Raw genomic sequence first — 18,423 nt, forward strand, 5'->3', positions numbered from 1 at the left:
TGACGTAATGCGTAATTCACTGTTTGTCACTTTCTCACTACTGTGGTTGCCAGTTTTCGCTACAGAGCAAAACCCTACCTCATTTTCCGTATTCCCAAATGAATGCATAGCGACTCAAAAAGGGGATATTTGCGTTTTGCCTATCACATTGACCTACCCTGAACTAAGTTCACACGAGCACTGCTTGCACATGAATGAACAGGTTTTAGGGTGCTGGTTACCCAACCAGCTCCCCACTGAGCTTAACGTAGAGTTAGATGCGGACTCTACACTCACTCTTGTTAATGAGGACAACAAAAAAACTCCCTCTGTATTACTTAAAGTAAAGTACCGACAAGCCTCTACACATCGACGGCGTGTTAGAAATCCGTGGAGTATATTCTAATGAAAAAGTTAGTTTTGGTTGAAGATGACGAGCGTTTAGCCTCATTAGTTGTTGAGTATCTCCAGCGCAATGGCTTTAGCGTTTCGCGACTAGCCTGCGGTGAAGGCCTTGTGGAATTGGTTAAGTCGGTAAGGCCAGACATTGTCATACTTGACGTTATGTTACCCGGTGAAGATGGCTTTGCCTTGTGCAACCAACTACGACAATTCTATACGGGCCCATTACTCTTTATGACCGCCAAAAACGAAGACTTTGATCAAGTGATAGGTCTTGAACTAGGTGCAGATGATTATGTCGTCAAACCCGTAGAACCCCGCGTGCTTTTGGCGCGGCTCAATGCATTGCTTCGACGAACAATGTCTACAATTCCACAAGATAGCAAAAGTGATGTCTTAAATTTTGGTTCGCTTTCTATTGATAAAACATCGCGTCGAGTAACACTTGCCGGTAACGTCGTTACGCTAACCAGTCACGAATTCGACTTACTTTGCCTCCTTGCTGACAATGCCTCGCAGGTCGTAGACCGAACGACTCTGTATAGAGAACTCATTGGTCGAGAATACGATGGACTTGATAGGTCCGCTGATGTACGCGTATCACGCCTTAGAAAAAAGCTATCTGACGACCCACAAAATCCCTATCGCATCAAGACAATATGGGGTAAGGGTTTCTTTTTTGTCAGTGATGCTTGGAACGAGTAATGACCCGTCTATTTGTAAGCTTTTATCTCTTTGTCGCCATCGCACTTGTGCTTATAAGTAGTACATTAGAGATCGTATTACCTAACGAAAATCATGAAAAAACGAGAGAAACCCATATTTTAGAGTCTGTACTGCCACTTGTTGTTTCAGACAGAACATCACTTATTGAACGACTTGATAGCATTGGTGTGGACTATGATATAAAGCCGATAGACTCTATTGGCTGGTCGTCTAACGAACGTGATGCATTTTCCGAAAAACGCGTCATAACTTTATTCGATGAAGAGGCCAAATATATCTATGCACCAATTGGGAACGAGGAATTCATTGCGCTTACACTGCCCTACGAAAAAGTATCCACTCCCTATCTCATTGTTTATCTGTTTGTTTTCCTCGTTTTGCTTGGCTTAGCAATGGCGGTATGGCTTTGGCCTTTATGGCGGGATCTCTCTCATATAACTCGTGAAGTAAGCCATTTAGGTCAAGAAACAGAGCGCTTTTCTATTTCACTTAAAAAACGTTCTATCATGCAGCCTATTGCTAATCGGCTAAATTTACTAAGCGATCGCGTACACAGTTTACTTCGCGATCAACGAGAACTAACCGGTGCCGTCGCACATGAATTTAGAACACCGATTGCAAGACTAAAATTTGCTTTGGAGATGAATCCTTATCCAAATAGTGAAGCATTCGACGGGATCCTTGCCGATATCGACGAACTAGAAGGCCTCGTTCAAGAGATGCTCGACTATACGCAGTACGATGCCATTACACCTGAACTCAGCATCTCTGATATTCCCATCAAAGAGTTATGCGAAAACCTTGTTGAACGTCTTGCTATGACAACGGGTAAGTCATTAACTGTACAGGGAGAAAACGTTGTAATGCGTGGCGATGGCCATTTTGTCGAGCGGGCGGTGTCTAACTTACTTACTAACGCCATTCGACATGCACATAATATGGTGTCTATACGAATTCAGACAAACGCAAATACTATTAGCATTTCAGTATGTGATGACGGAGACGGTGTCTCTGAAGACTTAGCAGAGCGCATATTTGAACCTTTTTATCGACCCGACAATAGTCGCGTTCGCTACTCGGGTGGCGCAGGATTGGGCCTGGCGATTGTGCAGCGGATCCAAAGTTGGCACAAAGGCACGGCAAGCGTAGTTCCTAGCGATTTAGGTGGTGCGAGTTTTATCCTAACTTATCCAAAATAGTACTAATTAAAAAAACCGTTTAGTACTAGTACCAAACGGTTTTTTATTTATCGCGTTAATGTGTTCAACGTCATAGTCAAACAATAAACATTATCTAAATAGTACTTTCTCTTTGTTGAACCAGTGAATACAGAACATTATTAGACCCGCCGCAATCACCGCTGTTGAGGTAAAAATACCAAACAACGCAAAGTAGTCCATTGTACCTTTAAACAATTCCTTCATTGCTAATGCAACGTTGGTTAATGGCACCCAAACCCATCCGCCTTTTAACTCTACGCCAGGCATCATGGCAATAATTACTGGAAAGATTACTACCATAATTAATGAGCCCATGTAGCTTTGTGCTTCTTTGAACGAGCGCGCATAGATCGATAGCGATAATAAAACCGCGGCAAACACAGCAACAACAGGTACCAACATCAAGAAAATAAGTAAAAAGTCCACAAGACCAATCATCGACATGATTTTTACGACAAACTCTACGGCCATACCTTGGGACAGCACCAGCCCCCACAAGGCCATGGATGACACTGTAATAAGCGCCGTAATAATCCCTGCCGTGGCAATGGTAATAAACTTACCCAATACCAGTTTATGACGATCCATTGGAGAAATAAGCAGGGTTTCAAGCGTGCCTCGCTCCTTTTCACCTGCACCTAAATCTGCTGCTGGCGCCATTGCCCCTTGCAAACACAAGATAAAAATAAAGTACGGTAACATACCGCCTAAGCGCTCACCCCATACCTCTCGGTCGTCTGCAACATTTTGCTTTTCAATTTCAATGGGCTTCAGCAAAGCTGTTTGTTGCGTTTCGTTGAGACCCAACTGAGAGAATGCTGTTTGTTGGTAAGCATCAGAGAATTCATCAACAATGTCAGATACACGTCCCATCACCTTGTTGAGCCCAGCATCATTCAAGTACAGCTGTATTTTATGCTGTCCTGATTGCAGAACATCACTGTTAAACGTCTCTGGAATCACTAACACAAAGTCTAACGTCTCGTTTTTGATAAGCTTCGCATAGTCTGTTTCATTACCAATGGATACTGATTCAAACTTGTCTGAAGCATCATTGAACGACTGTACGATAGCAGGTGCATAGGCTTCACCAACAATGGCATATTTCAGCACTTTGTTCTCAGCTTTATCGGCGGCAGAGCTCATAAAGAAGAAAGCCACACCAAAAATAGCTGGAAACAACAAGAGCGGAAGACCAATCATAAAGATAATGGTTTTTTTATCGCGCAATAGCTCTTTAAATTCCTTCTTAAAGATTAACCACATTGCTCATCTCCTCAGAATCCATTGATAGTGTTTTTAGGAAGCTCTTGTGCATCTGTCCGCCAGACAGCTCACTAAAGGCTGATAACGTGTCGTTAAACACCGTTTCACCCTGATTAATAACAGTAACCTTGTCGCAAAGGGTTTGTACTTCGTCTAGATGGTGAGTAGAAAAAATAACAGGCGTGCCTTTATCTTTTAGACGCTGAATAAACTCCATTACCGTGCTGGTTGCCATAATATCCAAACCAGTAGTAGGTTCATCAAGCACTACAAGCGCAGGCTCGTGGATCACAGCGCGAGCAATAGACACTTTTTGTTTCATACCAGACGAGAAGTTTTCCGCGCGTCTGTCTAAGAAGCTTTGCATATCAAGTAAGTCTGCCATCTCTTCAATACGCGCGTTTATCACGTCTTTTGAGATACCGTGCAGTTCGCCAAAGTAGCTAATATTTTCACGGCCACTCAAGCGTCCGTACAAACCGGTAGAGCTTGACAAGAAACCAATTTTCTTGCGAGCAATATTAGGGTTAGCTAACACGTCTTCACCGCCAATTAACACTTTACCGCTGTCTGGCTTAAGCGCGGTCGATAGCATACGAAGTGTTGTTGTTTTACCCGCTCCGTTAGGCCCTAACAGACCAAGCACTTGGCCTTTTTCACATGTAAAAGACACATCTCTTACAGACTGAAAATAACGCCCCTTTAATCGCGGATCCTTCTTCTCTTGCTCACTTAGCTTTTTGGGGTTTTCTACCTCAAAACGCTTTGCGAGACCTGATATTTCAATCATTTCCCTTCCCTCTTTTAAACCTAATTTTTAGCTTTTTCGTTATTTATTGATAGAACAAGCAATATGCCCACTAAGTCAGTGAGAACTGTGCTTAAACATTGCTTAGGTAGTCTTTGCAATTTTATTTTTATTACAGCATCCCTACTTTTTTTTGATTGCACAAGCTTCTAAAGGAAAAGAAGTGTTAACAAATATGTTGTACTCGCATTTGATTTCCACAAAATCGTACACATAAAAAAACCCACCTAAACGGTGGGCTTCTTAATTATATATGAGCGCTACTTTTTATTCTGGCAACACATCATCTTCTTGCTGAGGAATTGCTTCTTCTGCTTTCATCGTCTTAGAAAGTAATAATTCCTGACGAATCTTAGTTTCAATCTCGTTGGCAATTTCAGGGTTCTCTTTAAGGAACTTCATTACGTTCGCTTTACCCTGACCAATGCGGTCGCCCTTGTAGCTATACCATGCGCCCGCTTTATCAACTAACTTTTGCTTAACGCCTAGGTCGATAAGTTCAGCTTCTTTACTGATACCTTCACCGTAGCGAATCATAAATTCTGCTTGTTTAAACGGCGGCGCGACTTTGTTCTTCACAACCTTAACGCGGGTTTCGTTACCCACTACCTCGTCGCCTTCTTTAACTGCACCAATACGGCGGATATCTAGACGAACAGACGAGTAGAATTTAAGCGCGTTACCACCAGTAGTAGTTTCTGGGTTACCAAACATAACGCCAATCTTCATACGAATTTGGTTGATGAAGATACATAGTGTGTTTGAACGTTTAATGTTTGCCGTTAGCTTACGCAGTGCTTGCGACATAAGACGTGCCTGAAGACCAACGTGAGAATCACCCATGTCACCTTCAATTTCCGCTTTCGGTGTAAGTGCCGCTACCGAGTCAACAATAACCACATCTACCGCACCAGAGCGCACTAACATGTCACAGATTTCCAATGCTTGCTCACCCGTATCTGGCTGAGACACAAGCAGCTCATCAATGTTTACGCCAAGTTTTTCGGCATACACAGGGTCAAGCGCGTGCTCGGCATCAACGAACGCACAAGTTTTGCCTTTGCGCTGTGCTTCAGCAATAACTTGAAGAGTTAGCGTTGTTTTACCTGATGACTCTGGACCATAAATTTCTACAACACGACCACATGGCAAACCGCCTATACCTAACGCAATATCGATGGTAAGTGAGCCTGTTGAAATAGCTTCAATATCCATGGCCTGGTTATCGCCCAAGCGCATGATTGCACCTTTACCAAATTGCTTTTCAATTTGGCCAACTGCGGCGGTTAAAGCTTTTGATTTATTATCGTCCACGTCATTATCCTCTAGGATTAGCGGTTAAATTCTGTATTAAGTAGCGTTGTTATCAATAACACTACCAAATGATGACTGCATTCTATACTGTACAAGCATACAGTTTCAACCAGTGTTTTTATTTTTCACTCAACATTTTTATCAAATGGGTTATAGCAAAGGAAATTGCAGCACTTCGCACTTGGTCACGATCGCCACTAAACACCTGTTTTATTTGTGTTGTCTTATCACCACAAACAAACCCAAACCAAACAGTGCCTACTGGTTTTTCAACACTACCGCCCCCCGGCCCGGCTATTCCGCTCACCGTTACCGCTAGCTGTGCACCACTTTTACCACACACGCCTAGCGCCATTTCTTTTACCGTTTGCTCGGATACCGCACCATATTGTTCAAGGGTTTGTTGGGTAACGCCAAGCTCGCGCTGTTTTGCGTCATTAGAATAGGTCACCCACGACTGATTAAACCAATCTGAACTGCCAGCAACGCTTGTAAACGCAAAGGCGACGCCGCCCCCTGTGCACGACTCTGCTGTAGAGACCGTCCACTTTTTTTCCCTTAACACGTCGCCTAGCGCCAATACTTGTGCAGTTAATGCGCTATCAAGCTGTAAAGGGCTAGCGTTTGCATTAGATTCAGTTGAAAATGTCGAATTCATAACGTTATACCTGATTACACCTGTTGTGCTTGATAACTTCAATGCTTGATCTTAGTGGCCGTGAGTTTATCATTTATTCCCGTCAACAGGCATTAAACCCAGCAACAAAATTACAGAGGCTTTTTTTGGAATCACATACTCCCATGATGCGCCAATACCTTACTATTAAGGCGCAGCATCCGAATATTTTATTGTTTTATCGCATGGGTGACTTCTACGAGTTGTTTTATGACGATGCCAAAAAAGCCGCCGAGCTGTTAGATATTTCTCTTACCGCTCGAGGAAAGTCAGGCGGTGAGCCCATTCCTATGGCGGGTGTGCCCTATCACGCGGTTGAAAGTTACTTATCTCGCCTAGTTAAAATGGGCGAATCTGTTGCTATTTGTGAGCAAGTTGGCGACCCAGCAACCAGTAAAGGCCCTGTTGAGCGTGCCGTTCAGCGTATTGTCACGCCTGGCACAGTCACCGATGAAGCGCTGTTAGAAGAACGTCGCGATAATATTTTAGCGGCGGTGTGCGGGCACAGCATGCACTACGGCCTTGCTACCCTTGATGTTACCAGCGGACGCTTTGTTATTTTTGAAAGCGACAGCGATGAAGGGCTTCTTGCCGAAATACAGCGAGTAAACCCCGCCGAGTTGCTCTATCCAGAAGGGTTTGAGAGCCTAGCGCTGATTGAAAACCGCAAAGGGCTTCGCCGTCGCCCAGAGTGGGAGTTTGATATAGATACGGCTAACGAGCAGCTAAATGCGCAATTTGAAACAAAGACCCTCGAGGGCTTTGGAATCAAAGGGGTTACTAAAGGCTTAGGTGCCGCAGGCTGCGTTTTACAATATGTAAAAGATACCCAGCGTACGGCGTTACCGCACATTCGCCGTATTCAAACCGAGCAGCAAGATAGCCGAGTACAGCTTGACGCCGCCACACGCAGAAATCTAGAGCTTACTCACAATCTATCTGGGGGTCAGGAAAACACCCTATTTAGTGTAATGGATACCACCACTACGGCCATGGGTAGCCGTATGTTACAGCGCATAATCCATTCACCGCTTACTGACCAGCATGAACTTCATAGTCGCTTGGATGCAGTAGAGACCTTTATTAACGATGATCCAGAAGACATTCGCGGTGCACTGAAACATATCGGTGACATAGAGCGTATTATGGCGCGTTTGGCGCTTCGCTCTGCTCGCCCTCGAGATTTTGCGCGTTTGAAAAACGCGTTTAACGCACTGCCGGATTTGCAAGATGCCCTGGGCCGTTTCGATACAGGGCAAGTAAAAAGCATCAGCGAAACCATTGGCACTTATCCTGAACTACAGGCGTTATTGAACGAAGCCATCATCGACAATCCGCCTGTAGTCATCCGCGATGGCGGTGTCATTGCTGAAGGCTACAACGCTGAACTTGATGAGTTGCGCAAACTCTCGCAAGGTGCGACCGATTACTTAGATGCCATGGAGCAGCGCGAACGCGAGCGCACTGGAATTTCTACCCTTAAAGTAGGCTACAACAAAGTGCACGGTTTCTTCATTGAAATAAGCCGAGCAAATAGCGCCTTAGCGCCAGCAGAGTATATTCGCAGACAAACCTTAAAAAATACCGAGCGCTACATTACGCCCGAGTTAAAAGAGCACGAAGACAAGGTACTTAGCAGCCAAGGCGCAGCGCTTGCACTTGAAAAGCAGCTTTACGAGGCGTTGTTTGATAACTTCGCACCTTATCTTAATAACCTGATTGAAACTGCATCGGCGTTGGCAAAACTTGATGTGCTATGTTGTTTTGCCGAACGTGCGCTCTCGCTTGACTGGCACCGTCCGCAGTTAAGTCACGAATGCGCGCTAACTTATGATGCAGGTCGTCATCCTGTTGTCGAAAACGTCATGAAGGACCCGTTCATTGCTAACCCGCTTGTGCTTAACGACACACGACGAATGCTAGTTATCACCGGTCCTAATATGGGCGGTAAATCAACGTACATGCGTCAAACGGCGCTCATTGCATTGCTGGCCTGTATCGGCAGTTTTGTGCCCGCTGAAAATGCGCATATTGGAAAGATAGACCGTATTTTCACCCGCATTGGCGCCTCTGACGATTTGGCGTCTGGACGTTCAACCTTTATGGTGGAAATGACAGAAACCGCGAATATCTTAAATAATGCCACAGAGCACTCACTAGTATTAATGGATGAGATTGGCCGCGGAACCAGTACTTACGATGGCTTATCATTGGCGTGGGCGTGTGCCAGTTATCTAGCGAAGCAGCTAAACGCATACACGCTATTTGCAACGCACTATTTCGAACTTACTGAATTGCCTGAGTCCCAACCAGGCGTGGTAAACGTGCATCTTGATGCCATAGAGCACGAAGATACCATTCGCTTTATGCACACGGTATCAGAAGGCGCGGCCAGTAAGAGCTTTGGTTTACAAGTTGCACAATTAGCCGGGGTACCTAAACCTGTAATAAAAGCAGCGCAGCAAAAGCTCGCCATTCTTGAGTCGTCGCACATAATGAGTAGCGATGAGGCGAAAAAACCTGGTAAGAGTACCTCTGCTAAATCCAAGGGTTCTACTGTCGTCGGTCAAACTGTCGTCGGTCAAGCCGAAATGCTGTTCCCTGATAAGCCCCATCCAGTTATAGAAGCCCTAGAGAACTTAGCGCCGGATGAACTATCACCTCGCCAAGCACTTGATCTTATCTACACATTAAAACGCTTAAGCCAATCTTAAGCGCATACAAATTGTGCATCATGTGGGCAAATTGATTGTCTGCCCACATGATTTTGCGTATACTATCGCCCCGTCCAAAGTGTAGCTGGTTTTGTTCTAAACTCAGCCTATATTTACCATACAACCCAAACGTTCTAGGTTTCGCATGACAAATTATATTTTCGTCACAGGTGGTGTAGTTTCATCGCTAGGTAAAGGTATTGCTGCAGCATCGTTGGCCGCAATTCTTGAAGCTCGCGGTCTCACCGTAACCATGTTAAAACTCGACCCATACATCAACGTCGACCCAGGCACTATGAGCCCTATTCAGCATGGTGAAGTATTTGTTACTGATGACGGCGCTGAGACCGACCTTGATCTTGGTCACTACGAGCGTTTTATTCGCACCCGCATGACTAAACGCAACAACTTCACTACCGGTCGCGTGTATGAAGAAGTATTGAAGCGTGAACGTCGAGGTGATTACCTTGGTGCTACTATTCAGGTTATTCCTCACATCACTAATGAAATCAAGCGCCGCGTAATTGAAGGTGCTGAAGGTCATGATGTGGCTATTGTAGAAGTTGGCGGAACAGTAGGTGATATCGAATCACAACCGTTCTTAGAAGCTATTCGTCAGCTAGGTACTGAAGTAGGCCGCGAACGTGCGATGTTTATGCACTTAACGTTAGTGCCTTATATGCCTGCATCAGGTGAAGTAAAAACTAAGCCTACTCAGCACTCTGTAAAAGAGCTTCGCTCAATTGGTATTCAGCCAGACATTTTAGTATGTCGCTCAGTGGGCGCGTTACCAGCCAGCGAGCGTTCTAAAATTGCACTTTTCACTAATGTTGCTGACAAAGCTGTTATTTCACTGAAAGACGTAGACAGCATCTACCGCATTCCAGCGGCGCTAAAAGCACAAGGTATGGATCAGCTAGTAGTAGACCGTTTTGGTCTTGACTGTAAAGAAGCAGACCTATCTGAATGGGAACAAGTGCTGTATGCAGAGTCTAACCCAACAGCCGAAGTAAACATCGGTATGGTAGGTAAATATGTTGAGTTACCAGACGCCTATAAGTCAGTTAACGAAGCGCTGAAGCACGCAGGCCTTAAAAACCGTCTGACTGTGAACATCCACTATGTAGATTCACAAGATGTAGAAAGCAAAGGTACTCAGATTTTAGAAAAACTGGATGCCATTCTAGTACCGGGTGGCTTTGGTGAACGCGGCATAGAAGGCAAAATTGCCGCTGCACGTTATGCGCGCGAAAACAAAGTACCCTACCTTGGTATTTGCCTGGGTATGCAGGTTGCCCTAATTGAGTATGCGCGCAACGTTGCAGGCATGGAAAACGCAAACAGTACTGAGTTTGATGCTGAAACACCATATCCAGTAGTGGGTCTTATTACAGAATGGCTGGACGCGGCAGGGACTACCGAAACCCGTACAGAAAAGTCAGACCTTGGCGGCACAATGCGCCTAGGCAGTCAACTTTGTCACCTTATTGAAGGCACCAAAGTACACGAAATGTATGGCAGTGCTGAAATTTACGAACGTCACCGCCATCGTTACGAAGTCAATAACAATTTACGTGACCAAATTGAAGCTGCGGGTTTAAAAGTAAGTGGTTTGTCCACTGATAAGCGACTTGTAGAAGTTGTCGAAATCCCTGATCATCCATGGTTCATTGCGGGCCAATTCCACCCTGAGTTCACTTCAACCCCTCGGGATGGACACCCATTATTTACTGGTTTTGTAGCTGCGGCTGGCAAATACCAGAAAGAAAATCACTAATTTCTAATAAAGGGGCACTCTCTCCCGTTGCGCCCCAATCAATTGTTGAGGAAAAAACATGGCGAAAATTAGTCGCATTATCGGACGCGAGATCTTAGATTCTCGTGGTAATCCAACAGTAGAAGCAGATGTATATCTTGAGTCTGGCGTTATGGGCCGTGCTGCAGCACCTTCTGGTGCCTCTACTGGTAGCCGCGAAGCACTAGAACTACGCGACGGCGACAAGTCTCGTTACCTAGGTAAAGGCGTAACAAAGGCAGTTGCAGCAGTTAACGATACCATCGCGCCAGCACTTATCGGCAAAGACGCACTAGCGCAAGCTGACATCGACGGCATCATGATTGACCTTGATGGCACAGAGAACAAAGAAACACTGGGTGCAAACGCTATTCTTGCTGTATCACTTGCTGTAGCAAAAGCAGCGGCCGCTGAAAAAGGCGTAGCCCTTTACGAGCACATTGCAGACCTAAACGGTACATCTGGCCAATACTCAATGCCAGTACCTATGATGAACATCATCAACGGTGGTGAGCACGCTGACAACAACGTAGACATTCAAGAGTTCATGGTACAGCCAGTTGGCGCGAAGAGCTTTAAAGAAGCACTACGTATGGGTGCAGAAATCTTCCACGCACTTAAGAAAGTACTTTCTGCTAAAGGCCTTAACACGGCAGTTGGCGACGAAGGTGGTTTTGCGCCTAACCTTAGCTCTAACGCTGAAGCACTAGCGGTAATCGTAGAAGCCGTTGAAAATGCTGGCTATAAAATGAATGAAGACATCACGCTTGCACTAGACTGTGCGGCGTCTGAATTCTACAAAGAAGGTAAATACGTACTTTCTGGCGAAGACAAGAGCTTCGATTCAGAAGCGTTTGGCGACTATCTTGCTGACCTTTCTTCACAGTACCCAATTGTGTCTATTGAAGACGGCCTAGATGAAAGCGACTGGGACGGCTGGGCAAGCCTAACTAAGAAGATTGGTGACAAAGTACAGCTTGTTGGTGACGACTTGTTTGTAACTAACACTAAAATTCTTAAGCGCGGTATTGATAACGGCATTGGTAACTCAATCCTTATCAAGTTCAACCAAATCGGTTCACTAACGGAAACGCTTAACGCAATTAAGATGGCAAAAGACGCAGGCTTTACTGCGGTTATCTCTCACCGCTCTGGTGAAACTGAAGATGCCACAATTGCAGATCTTGCCGTAGGTACAGCCGCAGGCCAAATCAAAACGGGTTCACTATGCCGTTCTGACCGTGTTGCTAAGTACAACCAGCTACTTCGCATTGAAGAAGCGCTTGGCGATGCAGCTACCTATAAAGGTCGCAGCGAAATCAAAGGTCAGTAATACTGCCTTAGAAGCAAAACAGAGCCGCTACCACTAGCGGCTTTTTTGTGCACACTTTTTAATCCAAGTAGCATCAGGCGACGAATCTTGCTAGGGTTAAGAAAAGACTAATAAGTATTCGACCCCCAATGGCTGTAGGCGACAAACTTTCCCACTCTCAAGTTGGCTTTTTTAATGAAGCAGGCGAACTAGGCTCAAGCCACCCTCAGTTCAATGAGATATGTACGGCCTTGTATGAAAGAGAAATCATCTCTCTTGCCCACGGTGAAATAAAAAATCTATCGTTACTTAAACGACGAATGGGCGGTCTGCCCTATCATGTTAAAGCTATTGCTCGATATATGGTCAATAATCAAACATCACCCAACCCGACACCACTAGAAGTCGATACACACAATGGCAGCTGGCTTGCAAAGCAAATGGCAAAATGTCCTGGAATTAATCACTTAGATGACACTGATAAACGAAAAACTTGGTACAAGAAACATGCAGAGTATGGCCTTGTCGTTCCTGTTTTAGTTTTGAGCATTGAAGGTTCGCATATCGAACTGGATTCTATTGATATGGCTAGTCAAGATAACACGCAATTGCATCTCAACAAGAGCGGTTGGTTTTCAAATAATGGGGACATTATTCAATCCGATACCCATAGCGAGAAGTCGTCTCCAACTAGCCCTCTATCAATAGAAAAAAGAATATTACTTAGACCCGTTAAAACTATTATGAGCGCAGCATGCTGCGGACATATGTGGGGTTTCAAAGCCAAGCGAACTCCTCGAGCACTAACTCTCCGGGAGATGCGCTTATCGACACAAATAAATTGGAAGAACTTTTCAATTTTGAAGAAGTAACCGCACAACACACAGCATAAAAAATCACATAAAACGCATATAAAACCAAAATCACAACCCTCCCACACCACACCACACCAATTTAGTACATCCATCCTAATCGCACCGTCAAAGCGTCGCTAAAGTCAAAACTCACTTGCCAAAAATTCCAATTTCCCCTATTAGCACCGTCACTTTTAGGATAAACATCCTAAATAATCAAAATAAAAAAGTTATACACGAAAAATATAGTCATTATAGAAATCAATGGTTGACCTGTTGCGCTCACATGGTTACATTGTCGCTATCAACTTGGTCAGCAAAGAAACAACAGCACATGCGTATTCGTTTCATTCTTCTATCTCTACTCCTTATGGCAGCCAGACTGCACGGGTAGATTGCGACCAGCGATTAAACATACAAAAACCCGTGCCAAGCACGGGTTTTTTTTTAACTATTCAACTGAGAGAGCGTCATGACAAATCAAGTGAAGATCTTTGATACCACATTGCGAGACGGCGAGCAGGCGCTGCCTGCCAGCCTAAGTGCCAAAGAGAAGTTACAGATTGCACTGGCGCTCGAACGCTTAGGCGTTGATATTATTGAAGCAGGCTTTCCCGTATCTTCACCGGGAGACTTCCGTTCCGTACAAATGATTGCAAAGGAGGTTAAAAACTCCACTGTTTGTGGGCTATCTCGTGCCTTGCCAGGTGATATCGACGCGTGTGGACAAGCATTGAGCGTTGCAGAACAGTTCCGAATTCACACCTTTATTGCGACGTCTGAAATTCACGTAGGCGCCAAACTTCGAAAGTCTCAAGACGAAATTGTAGAGATGGCGGTAAAGGCAGTAAAACACGCCAGACAATATACCGATGACGTAGAGTTTTCATGTGAAGACGCGGGGAGAACCCATATCGATTACTTATGTCGTATGGTTGAAGCGGCTATTAACGCTGGCGCTACGACAGTAAATATTCCAGATACAGTAGGTTACACCACACCAACTGAGTTTGGCGGCATTATTCAGCAATTGTTTAATCGCGTCCCTAACATAGATAAAGCAACTATCTCGGTACATTGTCATAACGATTTAGGATTAGCGGTAGCAAACTCATTGGCTGCGGTAGAGCAAGGTGCAAGGCAGGTCGAATGTACAATAAACGGTATCGGCGAGCGTGCCGGTAATGCATCACTTGAAGAAATAGCCATGATCTTACAAACCCGTAAGAACATGCTAGGTTTTGACACCAACATTAATTCTACTGAGATTTCACGTACATCGAAGCTGGTCAGCCAGCTTTGTAATATGCCGGTTCAAGCCAACAAAGCCATTGTGGGTGCAAATGCGTTTAGTCACTCGTCAGGCATTCACCAAGACGGTGTCTTAAAAGCGCAAAACACGTATGAGATTATGACCCCAGAAAGTGTGGGTATAAATAAGAACAACCTTAATCTTACCTCTCGCTCGGGTCGTCATGTAATCAAACATCGCTTAACCGAGCTTGGTTACAAGACCGAAGACTACGACCTAGAAGCAGTCTATGACGCCTTCTTAAAGTTAGCGGATAAGAAAGGCCAAGTGTACGACTACGACCTAGAAGCCTTGTTATTCTTTGACAAACAAAAGCACGACCAAGCACACTTCCAGTTGCTTTATCTTCAAGCGAACTCAGGGCGTGAAATTATCCCAAGCGCTACGGTAAAAATGAAAGTGGGCACTGAAGAGATTACCCAATCCAGCATTGGTAACGGCCCGGTAGACGCAGCTTATAAAGCCATTATGTCTATACTAGGTCACGAAGATTTAGAAGTTGTCGACTTTAAACTAGATTCAAAAGGTGAAGGTGCCGACGCCTTGGCACAGGTGAGCGTTATTGCCACTTACAAAGGTCGCCGTTTTCACGGCATTGGCCTTGCCACAGACATCGTAGAAGCCGGTGTAAAAGCACTGATATTTGTACTAAACAACACTTATTTAGCTGACAAAATCGATCAGCAGAAAAACCAACAAGAACGCGTTGCAGGAGTTTAAATGAGCCAGTATTCAATTGCCGTATTAGCCGGAGACGGTATCGGCCCAGAAGTTATGCAGGAAGCCAACAAGGTTTTAGATGCTGTTGAAAAGAAGTTTAACGTCACCTTAAACCGCACTGCATATCCGGTAGGTGGCTACGCCATTGATACTGAAGGCGAAGCCTTGCCCTCAAAAACGCTATTAGGTTGCGAGCAAGCCGATGCCATTTTATTTGGTAGCATTGGCGGCCCTAAGTGGGACACATTACCGCTTGAACAACGCCCAGAACGTGCCGCGCTGCTTACCCTTCGCAGCCATTTTGACTTATTCAGTAACTTACGCCCAGCGCGTATTTACCCGGGCCTTGAGAGCTTGTCTCCCCTTCGAGAAGACATTGCCAAATCAGGCGTAGACGTTTTGGTAGTGCGCGAATTAACAAGCGGCATTTATTTTGGTCAGCCAAAAGGCCGTGAAGGTGAAGGCGAAGAAGAGTTCGCGTATGACACTATGCGCTATAGCAAACGTGAAATTCGCCGTATTGCTATTGCAGCGTTTGAAGCGGCACAAAAACGTCGTGGTAAAGTAACGTCGGTGGACAAAGCCAATGTACTGGTAACCAGTCGTTTATGGCGTGAAATTGCAGAGGAAGTAGCAAAAGACTACCCGGATGTTGAGCTTGACCACATCTATATCGATAACGCCACCATGCAAATAATGAAAAACCCAGCACAGTTCGATGTCATGCTGTGTTCAAACCTTTTTGGCGATATCGTTTCTGATGAATGCGCCATGATGACAGGCTCTATGGGTTTGTTGCCATCGGCAAGTATGAACGAAGATGGCTTTGGTCTTTACGAGCCAGCAGGCGGTTCAGCGCCTGATATTGCTGGCCAAGGCATTGCAAACCCTATCGCACAAATTCTATCAGCCGCCATGATGCTGCGTTTTAGCATGAACTTGAATGATGCTGCAGACGCTATTGAAAAAGCCGTTGTTGCAACATTAGAAGCAGGTGTACTTACAGGCGAGTTACTCCCTTCTGACAAACGCAGCCAAGCAGCAAGCACGTCTCAAGTAGGCGATGAAATCGTTAAACAATTAATGGCGCAGGAGTAAAAAAACCTCATGGCCAAGACCTTATATGACAAAGTGTGGCAAGCCCACATTATCGACCAAATTGGTGAAGACAGCTTAATTTATATCGACCGTCACTTAATTCACGAGGTGACGTCGCCTCAGGCGTTCGCTGGGCTTAATGAAAAAGGCCGTAAAGTACGACGTCCTGATCGCACCGTTGGTACCATGGATCACAGTATATCAACCCGCTCACTAGCAATCGACGCATGTGGGCCAGCTAACGCGCTTCAGCTACAAACCTTGGCTAAAAACTGCGAAGAACACGGCATACAGCTTTTTCCAGTAGGTCACCAAAAGCAAGGTATTGTGCACGTCATGGGCCCGGAATTAGGATTAATTCAGCCAGGTATGACCGTGGTGTGTGGCGACTCTCACACTGCAACCCATGGTGCATTTGGGGCACTAGCTTTTGGTATAGGTACTTCTCAGGTAGAGCACGTACTGGCTACACAAACGTTGAAGCAAAGCCGCGCGAAAAGCATGCTAATCAACGTAAATGGAAAGCTTCCGGTTGGTATAACCGCAAAAGACATCATTCTTGCCATTATTGGTAAAATTGGCCACGCCGGCGCTACTGGCCATGTCATTGAATATGCGGGTGAAGCCATTCGCGGTTTAAGCATGGAAGAGCGCATGACCGTGTGTAACATGAGCATCGAAGCTGGGGCCAAGGCAGGTCTTGTTGCACCAGACGAAAAAACTTTCGCCTACCTTGAAGGTCGCGAATACGCACCTAAAGACCAAGACTGGGAAGACGCAGTCGCTTACTGGAAAACCCTTTACACCGAAGAAGGCGCAACATTCGACACAGTGGTTGAACTAGAAGCCGCCGACATTGCACCTCAAGTTACGTGGGGTACCAACCCGGGTCAGGTTATTGGCGTGAACACCCCTGTACCTGCACCAGAAGATTTTAGCGATCCGATTGAAAAAGAAAGTGCAGTAAAAGCGCTTGAATACATGGGTCTAAAACCAGGCGAAAAACTTGCCGACGTTGCCGTAAACCACGTATTTATCGGCTCATGTACCAACGGGCGTATTGAAGATATGCGCGCCGCCGCACAAATTGCCAAGCGCGGCAAAGTAGCCGATTCAGTAACTGCCATTGTGGTTCCTGGGTCGGGTAATGTTAAGCGCCAAGCAGAGGCAGAAGGCTTAGATAAAATATTTATCGATGCGGGTTTTGAATGGCGTTTGCCAGGCTGCTCAATGTGCCTTGGCATGAATGACGACAAATTAGTAGCGGGCGATAGATGTGCTTCTACCAGTAACCGAAACTTTGAAGGCCGACAGGGCCGCGGTGCACGCACTCACTTGGTAAGCCCTGCAATGGCAGCGGCTGCGGCGATTACTGGTCGCTTTGCTGACGTACGAGATTATCAGGAGTAAGTTATGTCTGAACAAGGTTTTACACAACACACAGGCATTGCTGCGCCACTTGATCAGGCCAATGTCGATACCGACCAAATAATTCCAAAACAGTTTCTAACTGGTGTAACTCGTGCTGGCTACGGCAAACATTTGTTTCACGACTGGCGCTATTTGGATCTAGAAGAAAAAGAGCCAAACCCAGCGTTTGCGTTAAACAAGCCTGAGCACAAAGGCGCAAGTCTACTACTAGCTCGCGAAAACTTTGGCTGTGGCTCAAGCCGTGAACACGCACCATGGGCGCTGGCCGATTTTGGTTTTAAAACGGTAATTGCCACCAGCTTTGCAGATATTTTTTACGGTAACTGCATTAATAACCAGTTAGTGCCAGTGGCACTATCGAGCGAACAAATGGACGCTTTATTTGCTGCGGTTAAGGCAGACCCAGCAACTAAGATTACGGTTGATCTTCCCGCACAAACTGTGAACTTCAACGATACCAGCTTCGGCTTCGATATTGCCGAGCACCACAAAAATAACCTTATTAAGGGTTTAGATGCCATCGGCCAAACGCTAGAGCTTACAAGCGCTATTGAAGCCTTTGAGAAGAAGCAGCCTTCATGGCTGTAATTTGAAATAGCGGGCAGTTGTTACCGTTTTAACCTTACAACCAGCTAAGCGCATCAATAACGGCATATACAGAAAGCTAAACACTGTGTATGTCGTTTTTTTTCGCATATACTAAGGCTAATTGAGTTAAAAAAAAGACGAAAGAACTCACCTTTTTCAGTGGATTATCGTAGCATTCACACCTATTGTAATTAGTATAAAGCCGTCG

16 protein-coding genes are annotated in these 18,423 nt (G+C 45.3%); 12 read left to right on the forward strand and 4 right to left on the reverse strand.

The annotated features are described in order from the left end of the window. Positions 1-7: 7 nt before the first annotated feature. Genes LHL20_RS04225 through LHL20_RS04235 form a run of 3 tightly spaced genes read left to right on the forward strand, consistent with a single transcriptional unit; the run spans position 8 to position 2,306 of the window. Positions 8-385: a DUF3019 domain-containing protein gene (locus LHL20_RS04225; RefSeq protein ID WP_226432365.1), complete on the forward strand. Its 378-nt coding sequence runs from the start codon at positions 8-10 to the stop codon at positions 383-385. Then, the gene (locus LHL20_RS04230) at positions 385-1,086 is read left to right on the forward strand and encodes a response regulator (protein ID WP_202264042.1); all 702 of its coding nucleotides are present in this window, start codon (positions 385-387) and stop codon (positions 1,084-1,086) included. Before LHL20_RS04225 ends, LHL20_RS04230 begins: the two co-directional genes overlap by 1 nt. Then, positions 1,086-2,306: an ATP-binding protein gene (locus LHL20_RS04235; protein WP_226432366.1), complete on the forward strand. Its 1,221-nt coding sequence runs from the start codon at positions 1,086-1,088 to the stop codon at positions 2,304-2,306. Before LHL20_RS04230 ends, LHL20_RS04235 begins: the two co-directional genes overlap by 1 nt. Positions 2,307-2,396: 90 nt before the next feature. Here the strand turns inward: LHL20_RS04235 and LHL20_RS04240 are convergent, their stop codons facing one another. From LHL20_RS04240 to LHL20_RS04255, 4 genes are all read right to left on the reverse strand, one after another. Then, positions 2,397-3,593 (reverse strand): ABC transporter permease, encoded by a 1,197-nt coding sequence (locus tag LHL20_RS04240; protein WP_159623749.1) that lies wholly within the window; start codon positions 3,591-3,593, stop codon positions 2,397-2,399. Further along, positions 3,577-4,383 carry an ATP-binding cassette domain-containing protein gene (locus tag LHL20_RS04245; RefSeq protein WP_226432367.1) on the reverse strand — a complete coding sequence of 269 codons (807 nt, stop codon included), beginning with the start codon at positions 4,381-4,383 and terminating at the stop codon, positions 3,577-3,579. Before LHL20_RS04245 ends, LHL20_RS04240 begins: the two co-directional genes overlap by 17 nt. Before the next feature lie 285 nt (positions 4,384-4,668). Beyond that, positions 4,669-5,715 (reverse strand): recombinase RecA, encoded by a 1,047-nt coding sequence (gene recA, locus LHL20_RS04250; RefSeq protein ID WP_039223325.1) that lies wholly within the window; start codon positions 5,713-5,715, stop codon positions 4,669-4,671. Positions 5,716-5,833: 118 nt separating this feature from the next. Next, positions 5,834-6,373 carry a CinA family protein gene (locus LHL20_RS04255; protein ID WP_226432368.1) on the reverse strand — a complete coding sequence of 180 codons (540 nt, stop codon included), beginning with the start codon at positions 6,371-6,373 and terminating at the stop codon, positions 5,834-5,836. A 143-nt stretch (positions 6,374-6,516) separates the two neighbouring features. Between LHL20_RS04255 and mutS the strand changes: the two genes are divergently transcribed. The 9 genes from mutS to leuD all read left to right on the forward strand — a co-directional run bounded on the left by mutS (position 6,517) and on the right by leuD (position 18,215). Further along, positions 6,517-9,105 (forward strand): DNA mismatch repair protein MutS, encoded by a 2,589-nt coding sequence (gene mutS / locus LHL20_RS04260; protein WP_226432408.1) that lies wholly within the window; start codon positions 6,517-6,519, stop codon positions 9,103-9,105. 145 nt (positions 9,106-9,250) lie between these two features. Then, entirely contained in the window at positions 9,251-10,882 is a 1,632-nt protein-coding gene (locus LHL20_RS04265) for a CTP synthase (RefSeq protein ID WP_202264037.1), read from the forward strand. Positions 10,883-10,940: 58 nt separating this feature from the next. Further along, complete coding sequence (eno, locus tag LHL20_RS04270) at positions 10,941-12,233, forward strand: phosphopyruvate hydratase (protein WP_014975823.1); 1,293 nt, start codon at positions 10,941-10,943, stop codon at positions 12,231-12,233. 128 nt (positions 12,234-12,361) lie between these two features. After that, on the forward strand, positions 12,362-13,084 hold the full coding sequence (locus LHL20_RS04275; protein ID WP_226432369.1) for a hypothetical protein: 723 nt from the start codon (positions 12,362-12,364) through the stop codon (positions 13,082-13,084). A 246-nt stretch (positions 13,085-13,330) separates the two neighbouring features. Beyond that, positions 13,331-13,564, forward strand: coding sequence for a hypothetical protein (locus tag LHL20_RS04280; protein ID WP_226432370.1), 234 nt, complete (start codon positions 13,331-13,333; stop codon positions 13,562-13,564). After that, positions 13,539-15,098 (forward strand): 2-isopropylmalate synthase, encoded by a 1,560-nt coding sequence (leuA, locus tag LHL20_RS04285; RefSeq protein WP_226432371.1) that lies wholly within the window; start codon positions 13,539-13,541, stop codon positions 15,096-15,098. Before LHL20_RS04280 ends, leuA begins: the two co-directional genes overlap by 26 nt. Beyond that, positions 15,099-16,196: a 3-isopropylmalate dehydrogenase gene (gene leuB / locus LHL20_RS04290; protein ID WP_226432372.1), complete on the forward strand. Its 1,098-nt coding sequence runs from the start codon at positions 15,099-15,101 to the stop codon at positions 16,194-16,196. Between the two features lie 9 nt (positions 16,197-16,205). After that, the gene (leuC, locus tag LHL20_RS04295) at positions 16,206-17,606 is read left to right on the forward strand and encodes a 3-isopropylmalate dehydratase large subunit (RefSeq protein ID WP_226432373.1); all 1,401 of its coding nucleotides are present in this window, start codon (positions 16,206-16,208) and stop codon (positions 17,604-17,606) included. Positions 17,607-17,609: 3 nt separating this feature from the next. Beyond that, positions 17,610-18,215: a 3-isopropylmalate dehydratase small subunit gene (gene leuD, locus LHL20_RS04300; protein ID WP_226432374.1), complete on the forward strand. Its 606-nt coding sequence runs from the start codon at positions 17,610-17,612 to the stop codon at positions 18,213-18,215. Positions 18,216-18,423: the final 208 nt, after the last annotated feature.

The sequence above is a fragment of the Alteromonas sp. McT4-15 genome, assembly GCF_020515205.1.
Classification (GTDB): Bacteria; Pseudomonadota; Gammaproteobacteria; order Enterobacterales; family Alteromonadaceae; genus Alteromonas.

What these genes read in the sequence shown, in the direction of transcription:
- LHL20_RS04225 (WP_226432365.1), top strand. Translation starts at nt 8, where the DNA reads ATGCGTAATTCACTGTTTGTCACTTTCTCACTACTGTGGTTGCCAGTT.
- LHL20_RS04230 (WP_202264042.1), top strand. Translation starts at nt 385, where the DNA reads ATGAAAAAGTTAGTTTTGGTTGAAGATGACGAGCGTTTAGCCTCATTA.
- LHL20_RS04235 (WP_226432366.1), top strand. Translation starts at nt 1,086, where the DNA reads ATGACCCGTCTATTTGTAAGCTTTTATCTCTTTGTCGCCATCGCACTT.
- LHL20_RS04240 (WP_159623749.1), bottom strand. Translation starts at nt 3,593, where the DNA reads ATGTGGTTAATCTTTAAGAAGGAATTTAAAGAGCTATTGCGCGATAAA.
- LHL20_RS04245 (WP_226432367.1), bottom strand. Translation starts at nt 4,383, where the DNA reads ATGATTGAAATATCAGGTCTCGCAAAGCGTTTTGAGGTAGAAAACCCC.
- LHL20_RS04255 (WP_226432368.1), bottom strand. Translation starts at nt 6,373, where the DNA reads ATGAATTCGACATTTTCAACTGAATCTAATGCAAACGCTAGCCCTTTA.
- mutS (WP_226432408.1), top strand. Translation starts at nt 6,517, where the DNA reads ATGATGCGCCAATACCTTACTATTAAGGCGCAGCATCCGAATATTTTA.
- LHL20_RS04265 (WP_202264037.1), top strand. Translation starts at nt 9,251, where the DNA reads ATGACAAATTATATTTTCGTCACAGGTGGTGTAGTTTCATCGCTAGGT.
- eno (WP_014975823.1), top strand. Translation starts at nt 10,941, where the DNA reads ATGGCGAAAATTAGTCGCATTATCGGACGCGAGATCTTAGATTCTCGT.
- LHL20_RS04275 (WP_226432369.1), top strand. Translation starts at nt 12,362, where the DNA reads ATGGCTGTAGGCGACAAACTTTCCCACTCTCAAGTTGGCTTTTTTAAT.
- LHL20_RS04280 (WP_226432370.1), top strand. Translation starts at nt 13,331, where the DNA reads ATGGTTGACCTGTTGCGCTCACATGGTTACATTGTCGCTATCAACTTG.
- leuA (WP_226432371.1), top strand. Translation starts at nt 13,539, where the DNA reads ATGACAAATCAAGTGAAGATCTTTGATACCACATTGCGAGACGGCGAG.
- leuB (WP_226432372.1), top strand. Translation starts at nt 15,099, where the DNA reads ATGAGCCAGTATTCAATTGCCGTATTAGCCGGAGACGGTATCGGCCCA.
- leuC (WP_226432373.1), top strand. Translation starts at nt 16,206, where the DNA reads ATGGCCAAGACCTTATATGACAAAGTGTGGCAAGCCCACATTATCGAC.
- leuD (WP_226432374.1), top strand. Translation starts at nt 17,610, where the DNA reads ATGTCTGAACAAGGTTTTACACAACACACAGGCATTGCTGCGCCACTT.